Source organism: Tenacibaculum sp. DPLXC6, assembly GCF_056815515.1.
The window spans coordinates 442,784-459,358 of record NZ_CP141806.1; the positions used below are offsets into that span (position 1 = coordinate 442,784).

At 29.1% G+C, this 16,575-nt stretch carries 17 protein-coding genes; 5 read left to right on the top strand and 12 right to left on the bottom strand.

What is annotated here, in order from left to right; genetic code table 11:
• Positions 1–18 precede the first annotated feature (18 nt).
• Both VCM48_RS01890 and VCM48_RS01895 read right to left on the bottom strand, forming a co-directional pair.
• A complete protein-coding gene (locus VCM48_RS01890) occupies positions 19–1,440 on the bottom strand; it encodes an amidohydrolase family protein (protein ID WP_482271409.1) in 1,422 nt (473 codons plus the stop codon).
• 114 nt (positions 1,441–1,554) lie between these two features.
• The gene (locus tag VCM48_RS01895) at positions 1,555–3,009 is read right to left on the bottom strand and encodes a serine hydrolase domain-containing protein (RefSeq protein WP_482271410.1); all 1,455 of its coding nucleotides are present in this window, start codon (positions 3,007–3,009) and stop codon (positions 1,555–1,557) included.
• A gap of 118 nt (positions 3,010–3,127) precedes the next feature.
• Here VCM48_RS01895 and VCM48_RS01900 point away from each other — a divergent pair, with 118 nt between their 5' ends.
• The 4 genes from VCM48_RS01900 to VCM48_RS01915 all read left to right on the top strand — a co-directional run bounded on the left by VCM48_RS01900 (position 3,128) and on the right by VCM48_RS01915 (position 6,658).
• Positions 3,128–4,282, top strand: a complete 1,155-nt coding sequence (locus VCM48_RS01900; RefSeq protein ID WP_482271411.1) for a class I SAM-dependent methyltransferase — start codon at positions 3,128–3,130, stop codon at positions 4,280–4,282.
• A 10-nt stretch (positions 4,283–4,292) separates the two neighbouring features.
• On the top strand, positions 4,293–4,862 hold the full coding sequence (locus tag VCM48_RS01905; protein ID WP_482271412.1) for a Crp/Fnr family transcriptional regulator: 570 nt from the start codon (positions 4,293–4,295) through the stop codon (positions 4,860–4,862).
• Between the two features lie 77 nt (positions 4,863–4,939).
• Complete coding sequence (locus VCM48_RS01910) at positions 4,940–5,614, top strand: type 1 glutamine amidotransferase domain-containing protein (RefSeq protein WP_482271413.1); 675 nt, start codon at positions 4,940–4,942, stop codon at positions 5,612–5,614.
• A 120-nt stretch (positions 5,615–5,734) separates the two neighbouring features.
• On the top strand, positions 5,735–6,658 hold the full coding sequence (locus VCM48_RS01915) for an EamA family transporter (protein WP_440121510.1): 924 nt from the start codon (positions 5,735–5,737) through the stop codon (positions 6,656–6,658).
• A gap of 61 nt (positions 6,659–6,719) precedes the next feature.
• Here the strand turns inward: VCM48_RS01915 and VCM48_RS01920 are convergent, their stop codons facing one another.
• A complete protein-coding gene (locus VCM48_RS01920; RefSeq protein WP_482271414.1) occupies positions 6,720–8,234 on the bottom strand; it encodes a hypothetical protein in 1,515 nt (504 codons plus the stop codon).
• 149 nt (positions 8,235–8,383) lie between these two features.
• On the opposite strand from VCM48_RS01920, the gene yiaA reads away from it, so the two are divergent.
• Complete coding sequence (gene yiaA, locus VCM48_RS01925) at positions 8,384–8,875, top strand: inner membrane protein YiaA (protein WP_482271415.1); 492 nt, start codon at positions 8,384–8,386, stop codon at positions 8,873–8,875.
• Between the two features lie 63 nt (positions 8,876–8,938).
• Here yiaA and VCM48_RS01930 read toward each other — a convergent pair whose 3' ends face one another.
• Genes VCM48_RS01930 through VCM48_RS01970 form a run of 9 tightly spaced genes read right to left on the bottom strand, consistent with a single transcriptional unit; the run spans position 8,939 to position 16,552 of the window.
• Positions 8,939–9,337 (bottom strand): hypothetical protein, encoded by a 399-nt coding sequence (locus VCM48_RS01930; RefSeq protein WP_482271416.1) that lies wholly within the window; start codon positions 9,335–9,337, stop codon positions 8,939–8,941.
• A gap of 41 nt (positions 9,338–9,378) precedes the next feature.
• Positions 9,379–10,200, bottom strand: coding sequence for a DUF1853 family protein (locus VCM48_RS01935; protein ID WP_482271417.1), 822 nt, complete (start codon positions 10,198–10,200; stop codon positions 9,379–9,381).
• Positions 10,201–10,207: 7 nt separating this feature from the next.
• Positions 10,208–10,711, bottom strand: a complete 504-nt coding sequence (locus VCM48_RS01940) for an OmpH/Skp family outer membrane protein (protein WP_482271418.1) — start codon at positions 10,709–10,711, stop codon at positions 10,208–10,210.
• Positions 10,712–10,768: 57 nt separating this feature from the next.
• Positions 10,769–11,677, bottom strand: coding sequence for a tRNA (adenosine(37)-N6)-dimethylallyltransferase MiaA (gene miaA / locus VCM48_RS01945; protein WP_482271419.1), 909 nt, complete (start codon positions 11,675–11,677; stop codon positions 10,769–10,771).
• Positions 11,678–12,493: an ion transporter gene (locus VCM48_RS01950; protein WP_482271420.1), complete on the bottom strand. Its 816-nt coding sequence runs from the start codon at positions 12,491–12,493 to the stop codon at positions 11,678–11,680.
• A gap of 33 nt (positions 12,494–12,526) precedes the next feature.
• On the bottom strand, positions 12,527–13,624 hold the full coding sequence (locus tag VCM48_RS01955) for an exonuclease domain-containing protein (protein ID WP_482271421.1): 1,098 nt from the start codon (positions 13,622–13,624) through the stop codon (positions 12,527–12,529).
• A 34-nt stretch (positions 13,625–13,658) separates the two neighbouring features.
• Complete coding sequence (locus VCM48_RS01960) at positions 13,659–14,327, bottom strand: YggS family pyridoxal phosphate-dependent enzyme (RefSeq protein ID WP_099214440.1); 669 nt, start codon at positions 14,325–14,327, stop codon at positions 13,659–13,661.
• A gap of 24 nt (positions 14,328–14,351) precedes the next feature.
• Positions 14,352–15,590 (bottom strand): DUF1015 domain-containing protein, encoded by a 1,239-nt coding sequence (locus VCM48_RS01965; protein ID WP_482271422.1) that lies wholly within the window; start codon positions 15,588–15,590, stop codon positions 14,352–14,354.
• A gap of 8 nt (positions 15,591–15,598) precedes the next feature.
• On the bottom strand, positions 15,599–16,552 hold the full coding sequence (locus VCM48_RS01970) for a D-2-hydroxyacid dehydrogenase (protein ID WP_274639841.1): 954 nt from the start codon (positions 16,550–16,552) through the stop codon (positions 15,599–15,601).
• Positions 16,553–16,575: the final 23 nt, after the last annotated feature.

Sequence of the window (16,575 nt, forward strand, 5' to 3'; positions counted from 1 at the left end):
ATATCATTACTTATAGAACTATAATTCCTTCCTATTTTTCCATTGAAATTTTTCTTTGTTGGTATTATTCCAATTAGCTACTTTTAAGAGCATAGTATCGATTTTAGTTTTATCAAGCCATTTTCCATCGACAAATACACCTGATATTGTACGTGTGTTATTAATATTTTCTAATGGATTTTTATCTAAAAAAATTAAATCAGCAAACTTTCCTGTTTCAATAGTACCAATTTTATCGCCGATTTCTAGCCATTCAGCAGGTAATCTAGTTGTAGAAGCTAAGGCTTCTTCAGTTGTTAATCCAGCTTCTACTAATAATTCCAATTCATCATGAAGAGAAAATCCCCAAACAATTCCAGAAATACCAGCATCTGTTCCTGCGAGCATAGGCACACCTTCTTCTTTAAAAGCTTTAACAATCTTTTTATGAAAATCTTTTTGTTTGTTAAAGAATTCAATTAATTTAGGAGAAGATCCAGAAAAACGATTCGAGTTTAACCATTTACTCTGCATTAATGGGTGTACATACTTTAAACTTGGTAGGTTTTGAATTTTTTCTGGTGATTTAGCCTGATTTAAAATCCAAACCATGTTAGATAAATTCGGAATTAACCAAGTATTATTTTCTTTAGCTAAGCGAGCAAATTCTTGCGCTTTTTCATAACTATAATCATTCGTTTGTTTAGATAATTCTTCAGCATGTGCAATGAGTCCGAAATGTGGTACAAATAAATCTTCAGCGGGTTTTCCTTCAAAAGTTGTAGGAATATGGCCAACAACTTTCATGTTTTGTTTTTCAGCTTCATCAATAACAGCTTTAAAAGTTTCTTCGTTTAACCATGTATAAACTTTTATAAACCTATAACCTAAACCTTTAGCATTTCTAACCGATTGTCTTCCTTCTATAGGAGTCGTAGCTTTTATTTCATTGCCTTTACCATCAATTACAGCAGCTATTGCCATACGAGGTCCAATAACACTTTTTTCCATTATTTTATCTCTTTGTGAAAAGTGTCCAAGCCTTCCACTTAACTCAAATATTGTAGTCACTCCGTTTGCTATGTATGGAGTCATTAAGTTCTGTGTGTTAAAGTTTACTGTAGAACCTCTAGTTGCATATCCTTGAGAAAAGCTGCCATTGCTCAGCGTATGTACGTGCATATCAATTAGTCCAGGAATAAGCCATTTATCATTTCCATCAATAATTGTTGCTTCAGAAGGGACAGAATCATTTATAGACTCTATTTTGTTATTGTGAATTACCACTGTAGCATTTTCAATAACATTATTATTTTCTGTCATAGGTACTACATTGACGTTTTTTATAACGTAGGTATTGTTTTCTTTTTCAATTTTAGTTTTGTTGTTTTTTGTACAGTTAAGAAATAAAAACGATACTGTTAGGAGTAATAATAAATTACTAATTTTTAGATATTTCATGCAGTTTAGTTTTCTTGTAGACGTTTTAGAATAAAAAATGTTACAAGAAACGAGTATTAAAAAAAATGACTGAATTTTTAAATACTAAGTTCAGTCATTGATAGGCTTATTATCTTATTTATTTTTTAATTCTGCAATTTTGTTTTTCATTTGCTCATTATAATTCCATTCATTGTTTTCATTGAGTAGAATTGCTTTTTTATAGTTTTTAATTGCCTTAAGACTATCATTTTTCATTTCATAAGCTTCAGCTAAACTAGCTTTTGATACCCACCAATTAGGATTAACTTCGGCGTTAAATTTAAATACATCAATAGCATTTTCAATGTTATTTTTACTATAAATATAAGAATTACCTATACTGTTAATATTCCATTTTAAGTTATCAAAGTCTGAATTTGGATTTTCTTCTTTTAACTTTTTGAATGATTGAATAGCTTCGTTAAATTGATGACGAGTAACAAAATTCATAACATCTTCCTCCTTTGCTAATTTTTTTGCTTTAAGTTCAGGGATTGAAATTCTAGCTATATCATTAATAATAATGTTGTAAGCTGGTATTTTATAACCGTTAGACAATAAAATAATCGTTGTATTATTATCTATGAATTTTCTAAAAGCAGCTAAATTTCCACCCGAAAACCCATAAGAGTTTAATCCATTTACTTGAATGCTATTCCAACCATGTAAAAAATGGTCTTTTTGATTCGTAAAACTAAAAGGTTCCCACATTTCTGTTTTAATCTTACCACTTAACAAGATATCGTCGTCCAATTTCTTGTTCCACTCAATAAATTTATCAAGAGTGATGTTTAGCCCGTTTCCTGAATGTCCTCTTACACCACTATTATTTGTGTCTTTTTCAAATTCTTTTGTCTTTTCATTATAAAAATATCTTGTAGCACGATTTGGAATATTTTCTAGCGAGTTAGAAGAAAATAAAACTCCATTTGTAGAATTATCAAACTGATTTTTAATAATATAATCATCGAAAGACATTCTTGTAATTTTCTCTATAATTTGAGCCAGTAACCAATAATTTGTTTGATTGTATTGAAACTGTTTTCCAATAGTAAAATTCATTTTGTCATTGAATAGTTTTTCCATTAATTCTTCATCAGTTAATGTACTTTTATATCTTATAATATCTGGTAAACCAGAAGAATGACTTAGTAAATTTTTAACTTTTATCTCTTGCCATTGTTGTGGTAAATCACTTATGTATTTTGAAATTTTGTCTTCTAAACTTAGCTGTTTGTTTTGTATAAGCTGAAATATTCCTGTGGAAGTTATAAGTTTTGTCGCTGAAAAAACTCTGAACAGTGTATTTTCATCAACTGGTTTATTATTCTCTAATGATGATTTGCCTAAATAATTTTTATAAACTATTTCATCATTTTTAATTACTGCTAAAGCTAATCCAGGAATATTATGTAGCTCCATAGCTTTTGTTAAATAAGAGTCAATTTCATTTTTAATGGTAGCTGTATTCTTCTCTTTCTTTTGATTAGAATAAGAAAAACTAAAAAACAATAGTAAAAGGGTAAAAAGTGTGATTAATTTCTTCATAGTATTTCATTATTTGTTTTAATAGAAACGATAACTTTTATTTAGCGTTGCAGTTTTAATGGAAATGATAGTACTTTTTATTTGTTATTAAACAAATTCGATTGCCTATTTTTGTAATATGAAAGAAGCCTTACATCAACTGTTTACTGAGTTTCAAAATAGCGTACAAAAAAATAATTTTGTAAAATTAACTTTAAGTAAACCAATTCGTAAAAGTGATGAATTATCGAATGTATACGTTCGCCAGATAACGTTGAAAGGAGACGTTTGTTTTCAGTTTTTATATCGTTATAAAACAAATGATCAAACAAAAAACTATTCGTTTGAAGAAAGTATTGAAGAATTAACTCATTTACTTTCAGAAAAGTTTAGAGCGGCGACATTATTTACATTAGAAAATGATTTGTTGGTGTTTATTTCTAAGAAGAAGAAGGTAAGCTATAAAACTACACAACCAAGTTTTAAAAATAAATTACCAGAAACTCACGATAAGCCCAAAGAAAAAAGAGCTGAAAACAGCGAATATTTATATCATTTAGGTGTAACGGATAAAGAAGGAAAAGTAATTCCTAAAATGGCGGATAAATACCGTCAAATTAACAAGTATTTAGAGATTATTGAAGCTCAAATACAATCAGTTAAATTACCTAAGCATATCAATATTGTAGATATGGGCTCAGGAAAAGGCTATTTAACTTTTGCTTTGTACGATTATTTGGTCAATCAAAAAGGATATACTGCCAGTGTAACAGGTATTGAGTTACGCCAGAGTTTAGTTGATTATTGTAATGATATTGCCAAAAAGTGTGATTTTAAAGGATTACTATTTGTAGCACAACCAATTCAGGAATACGATAACAATAAAATAGATATTTTAATTGCTTTACATGCTTGTGATACAGCTACCGATGATGCTATTTACAAAGGTTTGGTTTCAAAAGCAGAATTGATTGTTTGTGCTCCGTGCTGTCATAAACAAATCCGTCAGCAAGTAAAAGGAAAAGAGCAGGAGAGCCCTTTATTAAAATATGGAATTTTTAAGGAACGTCAGTTTGAAATGGTTACCGATACCATTCGTGCTTTAATTTTAGAGAAAAACAATTATACTACCAAGGTTTTTGAGTTTATAAGCAATGAGCACACGCGTAAAAATGTAATGCTAATTGGTGCTAAGTCATCTAAAAAAGTAGATAAAAAACGTATTGAAGCTAAAATTTTAGATTTAAAAGAAGCTTATCAAATTGAGCAACACTATTTAGAAGGGTTGCTATAATGTTTTTATAATGAGTACATCTGTTAGTAATGTATTTAAAGACCTTCAGCTAGAAAATGAAGAGTTAAAAGTAGTTGAGAGTATTTTTTCGGAAGTAACGTATAAAAAAGGCGATACCATATTACAAACGAATGAAAAAGTATACTACCAATATTATGTAGTAAAAGGTTGTTTACGAACGTTTTTTATGGATGCTAAAGGAAAAGAGCATACAATACAATTTGCTATTAACGACTGGTGGATTAGTGATTACATAGGTTATTTTTCCGAATCAGAATCTGTACTTTCTATTGAGTGTATTACAGATGCTACTGTGTTAAAAGTAGCCAAGAGTGATTTGGATAGTATCTATGAAAAAGTACCCAAAATAGAACATTTTTTTAGAAAAAAGTTAGAACGCTCAACAGTAAGGTTTCAAAAAAGAATTCTGAACAACTTAGTATTATCAGCTAAAGAAAGGTATTATTTATTTTTACAAACCTATCCAAATATAGAGCAGCAAATTAAAAATTATCATTTAGCATCTTACCTAGGAATAACAACAGAAAGTTTAAGTAGAATACGAAAAGAAACTTTATAAAGGTCTTTATTACCATACATCAATTTTTTTTCACCTTTCATATACTAATTTTGAGGTAACTTAAAAATAGAAATAATATGAAAAAAGTAGTATTTGTACTTACTAGTCATGAAGAATTAGGGAATACAGGAGAAAAAACAGGGTTTTGGATTGAAGAATTTGCAGCTCCTTATTATTTATTAAAAGATAAAGGAGTAGAAGTAACTTTAGCATCTCCAAAAGGAGGACAACCACCAATTGATCCAAAAAGTAACGAACCAGATTTTCAAACACCAGCTACACATCGTTTCAATAAAGATGAAGAACTTCAAGCTTTATTGGCAAACACAATGAAATTGAGTGAAGTTAAAGAAGGTGATTATGATGCAATTTTTTACCCTGGAGGACATGGACCTTTATGGGATTTAGCTGAAAATAAAGATTCTGTAGCTTTAATAGAAACTTTTTATATAAACAATAAACCAGTAGGAGCAGTTTGTCATGCACCTATTGTATTAAAAGACGCTAAAGTAAATGGAGATCCTTTAGTTAAAGATAAAAAAGTAACAGGTTTTTCTAATACAGAAGAAGATGCAGTGCAATTAACTTCAATTGTACCGTTTTTAGTAGAAGATGAACTAAAAAATAATGGTGGAATTTATAGCAAAGCAGGAGATTGGCAAGAATATGTGATTGAAGACGGAAACTTAATCACCGGACAAAATCCAGCATCATCTGAATTAGTAGCAGAAAAATTATTTGCAAAATTATAACTATTAAATAGTGAGTGTTTAATAAAAAATCGTTTGAAAATATTTTCAAACGATTTTTTCTTTTTCAAGAACAAGCAAAAAGGTTTTATCGTACTTTTAGCACATTAGAATATAGATAAAATGAAAGAATCTAAACCGCTTGTTATAGCTGCTTTTATAGCTATTTATGTTATTTGGGGATCAACCTATTTGCTAAATAAAATTGTTGTTACTGAGGTTTCTCCATTGTTATTAGCAGCCATTCGTTTTTCTATATCGGGAGCGCTAATCATGCTAATAGCTAAACTTTTAAAAAGAGAAATAAAAGTGACTAAAAAGCAACTTTTAAATTCTGCGATAGCTGGTTTTCTTTTTTTAGTGTATGGAAACGGGATGTTTGTGTGGGCATTAAAGTTTGTAGATAGTGGTTTTGGTGCTTTGTTAGCGGCAACACAACCTTTATTTGTATTGTTACTACTACGTTTAATTGATGGAAAGAAGATGCAGAGACAATCCATTATTGGAGTCGTTTTAGGAATTATAGGAATGTATTTGTTAGTAAGTCAAAATGAAATTACGACATCAAAAGATATGCTAATAGGAATCTTTATGATTTTTTCATGTGTATTAAGTTGGAGTTACGGTAGTGTTTTTGTAGCCAAAGCTAAGCTTCCTAAAAACTTCTTTGTAAGTACAGGTTATCAAATGCTTTTTGCAGGACTTTTTCTCTTTATAGGTTCTGTTTTATTAAAAGAAACTTGGTCTTCTCCTTTAGATTGGTCTTTTAAAGCGCAAGGAGCTATGTTTTTGTTAATTGTTTTCGGAAGTATTGTTGCATTTACATCTTTTAATTATTTATTAAAAATTGTTCCAACGGAAAAAGTATCAACATCAGCGTATGTAAATCCAGTTGTAGCCTTATTTTTAGGATGGTATTTTCTAGATGAAACCTTAACAACTCAATCTATTGTTGCTTCAGTAGTTTTATTATCAGGAGTTTATTTTATTACATCAAGAAAGCGAATATCAAAATTGAAAGTAACTTCTAAACCACAAAAAGTATAAGCAGTTTAACTTTATATTCTTAAAGAAAGAGTTGTTTTCTAATATTAAAAAATTAAAGTTTTTAGTGTGGACTTTGAAGTTGTACTTCTTTTATTAAAGCTGAAGTAACGTCATAAATAGGTTGTTGTGTCATTTTACTTTTTAACCAAGCATAGAAACTCATTACAAAAATATCTTCTTGTTTAGCTCCAACAAAAACAAATGAATTCTCTACTAAGTTGAAAAAATCAGGAGTAGTTACTATATCTGGGTTTTTATAATACTGTTCAACTAATTTTAAAAATGTGATTACTCTTTCTTGATTAATCTCTAGTAAAAACTGAATATGTTTTCGTTTAAAACTTAATAATCTAGATTCAAATAAATCTATATTTTGTAATTCTAAATGTAATAGAATTTCAATTAAATTCTTTTTTACAGTCCATTCAATTCCAGCTTTATCAATATACCATTGATCTGAATGATAAAACGTATTATATAATTGCAAAGCTTTCCTAAACTCATTACTCTGAAAATAAAATGTAATTAGGCTTAATTTTATTTCTAAAATAGTTTTTATATCAGAATGCTTTTTTTTCAAAACAGTTTCTAATAATTTAATAGCAATTTCTTGATTATTAGTGTAGTTATAATTTAGAGCTAATAATAGGGTATAGTTCAAATAAAAACTATTAAAAAACTTTTTTTTATTCTGTAACATATAAGAGTGCATACTATTTAAATACTCTAATGATTCTTTGAATTTTTTATTTCTAAAAAGAGTATTAGCAATTAAATACAAAACCCTAATATGATAGAATACCTGTTTTTCTTTTCCTTTTTTTTCATTCAGTAGGCGATAAGTCTCGGTTAAAAAGATTTCCGTTTTTAAATAATCTTTATGTATAAAAGCTGAAATGTTAACGATGGAAATCAGTTGATAAAGAGATTTAAAAGATAAATCTTGTTGTACATTAATTTGATGTTCTTCAAAAAGTGTATTTATTAATGAATAAAAATCTAAGTTCTTTTTATGTGGACTTACTTTTAATGTGTTTCTAACTTTTGCATATATAATATTTAGTTCTTCTTCTAAAAAAAGGTTTCTTTGATTTTCTTTGAAGTATGTAATAGTTTCATTTAAGTTTATATTGGGATTGGTATGTGCATACTGAATTTTGGTATGATATATTTCATTTAAAATAGAAAATAGTTGATATTCCTTTGCAATTACTTCGGCTTTATCTAAAATTTTATAAGCTGCTTTGTTGTTTTTATGAAGTAAAAAATCTCTAGCAGCTAAAATATACTTTATCAAAAGCATGTCTACAGAGTTTTCTCCTTGGATTTTATTATTGGCTATAAAATCAATTAACGATTCATACAAACGTTGCTTGAGCGTATAAAAAGCTTCTTTTTTTTGAGTACCGTATAATTCTTCACAAATAAATTTTGTAGAAGTTTCTCCTTTTTGAGCTATTTTAAACAATTGAATGTTTTTGGTATCTACTCTTTTGTTCCTCTTTTCTAAAAATAACATAAAACGTTGCTGTTCTTCTATAGAAAAAGAAGAGATTATACTATGAAGTTGATTCATTTAATCGTTATATATAATTGTATTTTCATTAGTAAATATAGCGATTATTAAGTTTAATTTGTGAATTATATCGTTAGATTTTTATTAATAATGTTTTTATGAATCTTTCAAAATGAAGCATTTTTGAGCATAATTAAAAACTAAAAGTTATGAATAATCAATCAGAATGGTCGTTAGATCAAAACAAGAAAACAAAGAAAGAAAAAAAGAAAACATTAAAAGTATACAATCAAAAACCAACTTCAGCCTACATTGGTGCGTCATGGGTAGCATTACTAATAGGAATTTCTTCTTATTGTATTGGTTTATGGAACGTAGAGATGGAACTTAATGAAAAAGGTTATTATTTTACGGTTTTATTGTTCGCGTTATTCTCAGTAATATCTGTTCAAAAATCTGTTAGAGATAGGTTAGAAGGAATAAAAGTAACAGAAATTTACTATAGTATTAGCTGGTTTACAACCATTGCTTCTATAGTTTTACTCGTAGTTGGATTATGGAATGCAAACTTATTATTAAGTGAAAAAGGATTTTATGCAATGTCTTTTTCTTTAAGTATTTATGCAGCCATTTCTGTACAAAAAAATACTAGAGATCTAGAGTATATAAATAAAATAGAAGAAAAAGAAGATAGTGAATAGTCTTAATTTACAATAAATAGAACGCTTAGAAAATCATTTCTAAGCGTTTTTTATTACTAAAAGTTATATTCCTTCACCTGATAAGTTAATTACCAATTCTCCTAGCTCGTGCTTTATTACAATAATTACATCTCTAGTACCTATATGTGTAGGAGTAAAAACAACATCAAAGTAAGTTGCTGTTGTTATATTTGTACCTATTGATAGACCTTTAACCTGAAAGTCTTCACGGTGTTGACCTTCAACTTTTATTCCAGTAACTCTTGTATCTAAGTCACATTCATTTATTAGGTTAACTTCTATATACTTACTCGAATAAACTTCAGCTTCTAATTTATAATAATCATCTTCAAAAGCTATGTCTACATCAACACAAGAAAGTATGTTTTCTTCGACTTCAAAACAAGATGTGAATGTGATTAAAGTAAATAGAAGTAAAAAAGAGGGTTTGAAATATTTCATAGATTTTTAGTGGGCAAATTTAATAAGTAATTTGAAATACATTAATTATCCCACCAAACCACAAAAAACTTAAAAAGTTCACCATTTGGTTTTTTCAACCAACAAAGAGGAGCATTTTCTTCATTTAAAAATTGGTGAAGTTTATTTTGAAAGGCTTTAAAAGTTAACCAGTTAATATTTGAATGTGGATTTATTAACCAGTTATGTTTAGTTGGAATATAGAATTTACAATCGGAAAATTGTGGTAACTCTTTCGGATAGATGTAAAACCCGTAAATACACTCATTATTTAGTTGTTTAAAGTTTTTTCCGAAGTCTTTTAAAGGAACAAATAATTGTGCTTTAAAATATACTTGTTGTATTATTTTATCTACACTCAACTTTAATTTATCTAAATAAGTTTTAGTATGATTGGAGTAGAGTAGTGGTAATTGTTTTTCTTGAAGCTTAGTTAGCTTTTGAATAAGAGAATCTCGTCGGTTTGGTCCAATCCAATGCTCAACTTCAGAATTACCAACATAAGCATCATATAAGTAGAACTTATATATAATTTCTAAATGAATTGGTTTCTTATTTTTCAACAATAAACAATCTAATTCACCTACAGTAATTTTTTCTTTTTGAATTTGAATGTTCTCAGCAAGAATTGATACAGAAGTGTCTTGATTTAATTCAAATGAAACAAAACGTTCTACCAATTTCCCTAAACGTAATTTTTGTGTAATCTCTTGGTTAAACGAACTTGTTCGAGTTATTAAAATAGGAAATTGTTCTAAATTAAAAACACCTTTTCCATGCCATAGAAAAGGTGTTTTTAAAAATCCTTCGTATTGTAATTGTAAGTCTTTTTGTTTTTGATACATAAAAGAATTACTCTTTAATTCCTAACTTATCTAGTACTAATTGTGTGATATCAAAACGCTCATCAATGTATCCAAATTCATTTCCAGTAGTAGTTAAAACTTGTGTATACCCGTTAGCTTTTGCTACTTCTGCAATTACTTCGCTCAACTTTTTATATAAAGGACGTAAACTTTGATCTTTTTGAAGCTGTATCATAGCTCCTCCATTTTTACGGAACTTAGCCATGTCTAACTCTAACTGTTGTATTTCTTTAATTCGAGTTTTTTTATCAGCATCTGTCATAATTTTTTCTTCAGCCTTAAAAGAATCTACTTTAGCTTTATATTCAGACGCTTTTATTTGAAAACTAGAATCTAGTTTTTTACCATAATTTTCTACTCGTTGTAAAACTCCTTTGATTTGTGGCATTTTACTAATAATTAATTCGCTATTTACCGTTCCAACTTTAGTTTGAGCATTTGAAAATCCGATAAAAAATAAGGCTAGTATAAAAGTGATTTTTAGTTTCATGTATTTCTGTTTTTGACAAATATAAAAAAGTGATTTTTTTAGTGTTCTTAAAAAGCGTTAAAGTTTATTTTCAATAGTTTTTATAATATTTTGAACATCTTCTTGAAAATCAAACCATAAAATGTTTGGATCTTTACGAAACCATGTTCCTTGTCGTTTAGCAAACCTTCTTGAATTCTTCTTAATTTCCTCAATAGCAAATTCTTTAGTAAAGTTACCTTCAAAATATTCAAATAACTCTCTATATCCTACTGTTTGTAATGCGTTTAGGCTTTTATGAGGATATAGTTTTTTAGCTTCTTCTATCAAACCTTTTTCAATCATAATATCTACACGACGATTAATACGGTCGTACATAATTTCTCTATCGGCTGTCAATCCAATTTTTATAGTTTGAAAATTACGAGGAGTTTTTGGTTTGTTTTTAAAAGAACTATATGTTTTTCCTGTTCCTATACAAATCTCTAAGGCACGGATTAATCGATGTGGGTTGTCAATAGCAATCGTATTGTAAGCTTCAATATCAAGTTCTTTTAATTTTTTTTGAAGATATTCTATTCCTTTATTTTCTAATTCGATAGTTAAATCTATTCTTATTTGTGGATCTACATCAGGAAAATAGTCTAATCCTTTTAAAACAGCATCTACATACAAACCACTTCCGCCTACCATGATTTGAATAGGTTTTTGGGAAAATAACTCATCTAACTTAGCTAAAGCATCTTTTTCAAACTGACCTACTGAATAATCATCAAAAACACTTCTGTTTTGGATAAAATGATGTGGAGCAGCAGTTAATTCTTCAGGTTCAGGAACCGCTGTTCCTATGGTCATTTCCTTATAAAATTGACGAGAGTCACACGAAATAATATCACAATTAAAATGTTGAGCTAGTTTAATGCTTAGTGCTGTTTTACCAATAGCCGTAGCTCCAACAATTGTAATTAACGTGTTTTTTTGTGACATTTAGTTCAGTTTTGTTCCGCAATGATAACAAAAATCTGCATCATCTTTATGACCTTCATAAGAACAATTTGGGCAAGATTGTGTATTTAGATGCACCTTATTTTTAGTCATTTCAGAACTTACTATTCCTGTAGGAATTGCAATAATAGCATAACCAATAATTACAGTAATACTCGCAATGAACTGTCCTAAAGCGGTTTGAGGAGCAATATCTCCATAACCAACAGTTGTAAGTGTTACTATTGACCAATAAATACTTCTAGGTATGCTTGTAAAACCGTTTTCTGCTCCTTCAATAAAATACATCACAGATCCTAAAATGATACAGATAATCAATACAAAATAAAGAAATACCCCAATCTTAGCTTTACTCGCGTTCAAAGCTTTGATTAATTGATTTGATTCTCCAATGTATCTAGATACTTTTAAAATTCTAAAAACTCTTAATAGGCGCAATGCTCTCAAAGCTATTAAGCTACTATGTGTACCCACAAAAAAGAACGTTAAGTACATAGGAATGGTAGAAAGTAAATCTATAATACCATAAAAGCTAAAAATATATTTTGTTGGTTTTTTTATTGAAATAATTCGAAGGATATATTCAATTGAAAAAAAGAAAGTAATAATCCATTCAGAAATATATAAGAAATCATGATGCTTATTATCAAAGCTTTCTACACTTTCAAGCATTACTAATATAATACTTGCTAAAATTGCAAATAATAAAACGATATCAAATAGTCTACCAGCAGGTGTGTCTGCTTCGTAGATTACTTCATGTAATTTATCCCTCCAATTAAGTGTTTTTTTATCCAAAAGATTAGTTTTTTTGAATGCTTTATAGCAATATTACAAATTATTTTCAACTTGTAATCGTACTATTTTAGACACTTTATTTTTTAGTAAATAGTTTTTTATTATTGTTTTAGCTAGTTCTTTGTGCTCAATAGGAGTGAGCATTGATTTTAGAATAGACAACTGGTTTTCTTGAAATGCAAGATTGGTATATGTATATCCTACAACTTCGTTTTTTTCAATTAAAATTACAGCGTGTTCTTCAGGGGTTCTACCTTTATCTATGACAAGCATATTATCATGATTAAAGCTTCTATCTGTAATCTTTCTTTTTCGTATAATATTGTACTTAGGTCGTAGTTTTTCGAGTTCTAAATGGTATTTTAAACGCGTAAAAAGCATATTCCCTGTTTCTTCGTAGGAAACCCTAGCTACTCTTTTTATTACTTTCAAAGCTTTTCTAGTTTCTTTTAAAAAGAGTTTATTAGTTTCTTGTTTTATGTTTTTACCTCTACCAACAAAAATGATAGCTCCTTCATGATTATGAACATAAAAAACACCTTCTTTTTCAGGTAAGCTATCTAATATTCTTTGAATACGAAATTTTTCGTGTCTATTATCAAAATATTTTATGGATTGTTGAATAATATTCTTTTCAACATCTTTATCTATTAATAATTTAAATAATTGTACAGTGGCTAAAGCGTCACCTGTAGCTCTGTGACGATCTGACATAGGAATTCCTAAAAACTTACATAGTTTTCCAAGGCTATGTGATGGAGATTCAGGTATAAGTTTCTTACTTAAAGTAACTGTACAAAGTGTATTGCGTTTGTATTTATAACCTAACCTATCAAATTCAGTACGAAGAATGCGGTAATCAAAATTAGCATTGTGTGCTACAATGAAACAATCTTGGGTTATTTCAATAATTCTTTTCGCTACTTCATAAAACTTAGGTGCATTTCGTAGCATTTTATTATTAATTCCTGTAAGTTTTACAACAAACTCTTGAATTTCTCTTTCTGGATTCACAAGGCTAATGAATTGATCTATAACTTGATGTCCGTCATATTTATAGATGGCAATTTCAGTAATTCCTTCCTCGTTATATTTTCCTCCAGTAGTTTCAATGTCTAAAATAGCGTACAAATCTCTCCCTTTTTTTTAGCTGATTTATGTAAATCTAAGCAATATAATTTCTAACTCCAAAAATAGAGCTTCCTATTCGTACCATAGTACTGCCATTTTGTATGGCTAACTCATAATCACCGCTCATACCCATTGAAAGAATTGATAAATCGGGGTATTTTTCCTGATTTTTATTGAAGAAATTAGCTAATGATGAAAACTCCTCTTGTAATTGTTCTTGGTTGTCTGTAAAAGTGGCCATTCCCATTAAGCCTACTATTTTTACATTTTTTAACTCTTTGAATTCTTCTGAAGCTAAAATATCTTCAATATCAGTAAAAGGTAGTCCAAATTTGGTATCTTCTTTAGCAATTCGAGCTTGTAACAAACAATTGATAACTCTATTATGTTTTTTAGCTTGCTTATCTATTTCTTTTAATGTTTTAAAGCTATCTACACCATGAATTAAATCAACAAAATGTGCCATATACTTTACCTTATTACGTTGTAAATGGCCAATCATGTGCCATTTTATGTCTTTAGGTAATTCATCGTATTTAGCTACCATTTCTTGTATTTTATTTTCACCAAATATACGCTGACCAGCATCATAAGCTTCTTGTAAATCAGCAATAGGTTTGGTTTTAGAAACAGCAACTAACGTTACATTTTCTGGTAGTGTTGATTTTATTTTTTGAAGATTTTCTTTAATTCCTGTAATCATAATAATTGTTTATCAGACTTTACACTAAAACTCGTAAATAGTTAAAGCACTTCTTAACTTAGGTTCTATATAGGTTGTTTTCGGCGGCATCATTAAACCAGCATCAACAATAGTTTTTAGTTCTTGAATGTTAGTGGGTAACATTCCAAAAGAAACTTTAAACTCACCACTATCTACTTTTGTTTTTAGCTCTAATCCGTCAGATTTATCTTGTGAGTATACAATTTTAGAAGCGTTTCTAATATCCTCAATTCCTAAAATAGGTTCTAGTACAGTTGTGTATAAAATATAAGCATCTAATTCGCTTAAACAATCGGTAAAATTATAAGCAGATTTGCGTAAATACAATGCATAAAACTCACCATTTAAGTACATACTAAAATGATGCTTTTCTTTAGGTCTATAAAGTTCTTGTCCACGGTTTTCAATTCTAAAATGCGTGTCAAGTTCCATTAAAAGTTCTTCAGGAGTTAATCCGTTTAAATCTCTTATAAATCTATTGAATTCATAAATTTTCACCTGACTTTCAGGTAATAAGTAGCTCATGAAAAAGTTATAGTCTTCTTTTCCTGTGTGCTCAGGATTGTTCTCAGCTAAGTTTTGTGCCAACAAACACGAAGATGTTGAACGATGATGCCCATCTGCAATATATAAGGTGTTAACATCTTTAAACGCTTTAGCTATTTCTTCAACATCTTTTTCATCACTTATCACCCATAAAAAATGTAAATCCTTATCAGATGTAGAGAACTCATACTCAGCTCTTTTTTTTTGATATTTTTTTACAATAGAATTAATAACAGTATTATCAGGATAGGTGAGTAGTACAGGTTCTGCATTAAAACCTGTGTTTTTTAGATAGTTTTCAAACAGTAATTCACGTTCTTTTAAAGTGTCTTCATGCTTTTTAATAACTTCATTATGATAATCTTCAACAGAGGTTGCTGCAATTATTCCACAGAAATTATCATTTGGAGTTATTTTTTGATATACATAATACCCTGGAGCTTCATCTTGTTTGAAGACTTCATTTTCTTTAAATTCTAAATAACGATTGTGTACCAATTTAAAGCGTTGTTCTCCTGTTACATCTTGTTTATGATATTTATAACCAGGGTTAATTACATGTAAAAAAGTGTATGGATTAAAATCGAGTTTAGCTCCAATTTCCGCAGGGGTATAAATTTCGTACGATTTAGAAGATACTAAAGCGACTTTATCTCGAGTGGCTCTAACAGCTTTAAATGGTTTTACAATTGCCATAGATTATTTTATTCGCTTAGTAATTCGATGATTTTATTAGCAAGTTCAATTCCAGCTCTATCTTGCGCTTCAACAGTTGAAGCACCAATATGAGGTGTCATTGATATTTCAGGATTCATTAATAGTTGAATTTCTGGCCTCGGTTGACTTTCAAAAACGTCTAATCCTGCATATTTAACTTTTCCGCTTTCTATAGCTTTTACTAAATCAACTTCATTTAAAACACCTCCATGAGAAGTATTTATAATTCCTACACCGTCTTTCATTTTGTTTAATAAAGATGTTTCAATAACATATCCTTCTTGTACAGGAAGGTGTAAGGTTATAAAGTCTGATTTTGATAATAGGTTATCTATAGTTTCTGTTTCAATAAAGAAATCTACCGATTGACCATCGAAAAAAGGAATTGTAATGGTTGCATTATCTACTTCAGCATCGGTAGCTATTACTTCCATACCTAAAGCCAGTGCTGTTTTTGCAACTTCTTGTCCTACGGTATCAAATCCAATAATTCCTAGTGTCTTTCCTCTTAATTCAGTTCCTTGTGAGTATTGCTTTTTTAAAGCATTAAAACGCATGTCTCCTTCTAAAGGCATTTCACGGTTCGATTGATGTAAAAAACGAACCATTCCGAATAAATGTGCAAATACTAGTTCTGCAATTGAAGTAGCAGAAGCATCTTCACTATTCACAACGTGAACCCCATTACTAATAGCATAATCAACATCAATATTATCCATTTCGGTTCCTAAACAAGCAATAAGTTTAATGCTTGGGCAAGCATCAATTAACTCTTGTCGTACTTGTGTAGTATTACCTACTGTAATAGCATCAATAGTATGGTCGTTTATATAGTTTTCTAATTGCTCTTGTGCAACTTTAGTGTTTATTACTTCAAAGCCTTTGTCTTCTAAAGCTTGTATTCCGCTAGCGGAAATTCCATCGGTCACTAATATCTTCATCGTTCTTTATATTAAAAATGCCA

What these genes read in the sequence shown, in the direction of transcription:
- VCM48_RS01890 (WP_482271409.1), bottom strand. Translation starts at nt 1,440, where the DNA reads ATGAAATATCTAAAAATTAGTAATTTATTATTACTCCTAACAGTATCG.
- VCM48_RS01895 (WP_482271410.1), bottom strand. Translation starts at nt 3,009, where the DNA reads ATGAAGAAATTAATCACACTTTTTACCCTTTTACTATTGTTTTTTAGT.
- VCM48_RS01900 (WP_482271411.1), top strand. Translation starts at nt 3,128, where the DNA reads ATGAAAGAAGCCTTACATCAACTGTTTACTGAGTTTCAAAATAGCGTA.
- VCM48_RS01905 (WP_482271412.1), top strand. Translation starts at nt 4,293, where the DNA reads ATGAGTACATCTGTTAGTAATGTATTTAAAGACCTTCAGCTAGAAAAT.
- VCM48_RS01910 (WP_482271413.1), top strand. Translation starts at nt 4,940, where the DNA reads ATGAAAAAAGTAGTATTTGTACTTACTAGTCATGAAGAATTAGGGAAT.
- VCM48_RS01915 (WP_440121510.1), top strand. Translation starts at nt 5,735, where the DNA reads ATGAAAGAATCTAAACCGCTTGTTATAGCTGCTTTTATAGCTATTTAT.
- VCM48_RS01920 (WP_482271414.1), bottom strand. Translation starts at nt 8,234, where the DNA reads ATGAATCAACTTCATAGTATAATCTCTTCTTTTTCTATAGAAGAACAG.
- yiaA (WP_482271415.1), top strand. Translation starts at nt 8,384, where the DNA reads ATGAATAATCAATCAGAATGGTCGTTAGATCAAAACAAGAAAACAAAG.
- VCM48_RS01930 (WP_482271416.1), bottom strand. Translation starts at nt 9,337, where the DNA reads ATGAAATATTTCAAACCCTCTTTTTTACTTCTATTTACTTTAATCACA.
- VCM48_RS01935 (WP_482271417.1), bottom strand. Translation starts at nt 10,200, where the DNA reads ATGTATCAAAAACAAAAAGACTTACAATTACAATACGAAGGATTTTTA.
- VCM48_RS01940 (WP_482271418.1), bottom strand. Translation starts at nt 10,711, where the DNA reads ATGAAACTAAAAATCACTTTTATACTAGCCTTATTTTTTATCGGATTT.
- miaA (WP_482271419.1), bottom strand. Translation starts at nt 11,677, where the DNA reads ATGTCACAAAAAAACACGTTAATTACAATTGTTGGAGCTACGGCTATT.
- VCM48_RS01960 (WP_099214440.1), bottom strand. Translation starts at nt 14,327, where the DNA reads ATGATTACAGGAATTAAAGAAAATCTTCAAAAAATAAAATCAACACTA.
- VCM48_RS01965 (WP_482271422.1), bottom strand. Translation starts at nt 15,590, where the DNA reads ATGGCAATTGTAAAACCATTTAAAGCTGTTAGAGCCACTCGAGATAAA.
- VCM48_RS01970 (WP_274639841.1), bottom strand. Translation starts at nt 16,552, where the DNA reads ATGAAGATATTAGTGACCGATGGAATTTCCGCTAGCGGAATACAAGCT.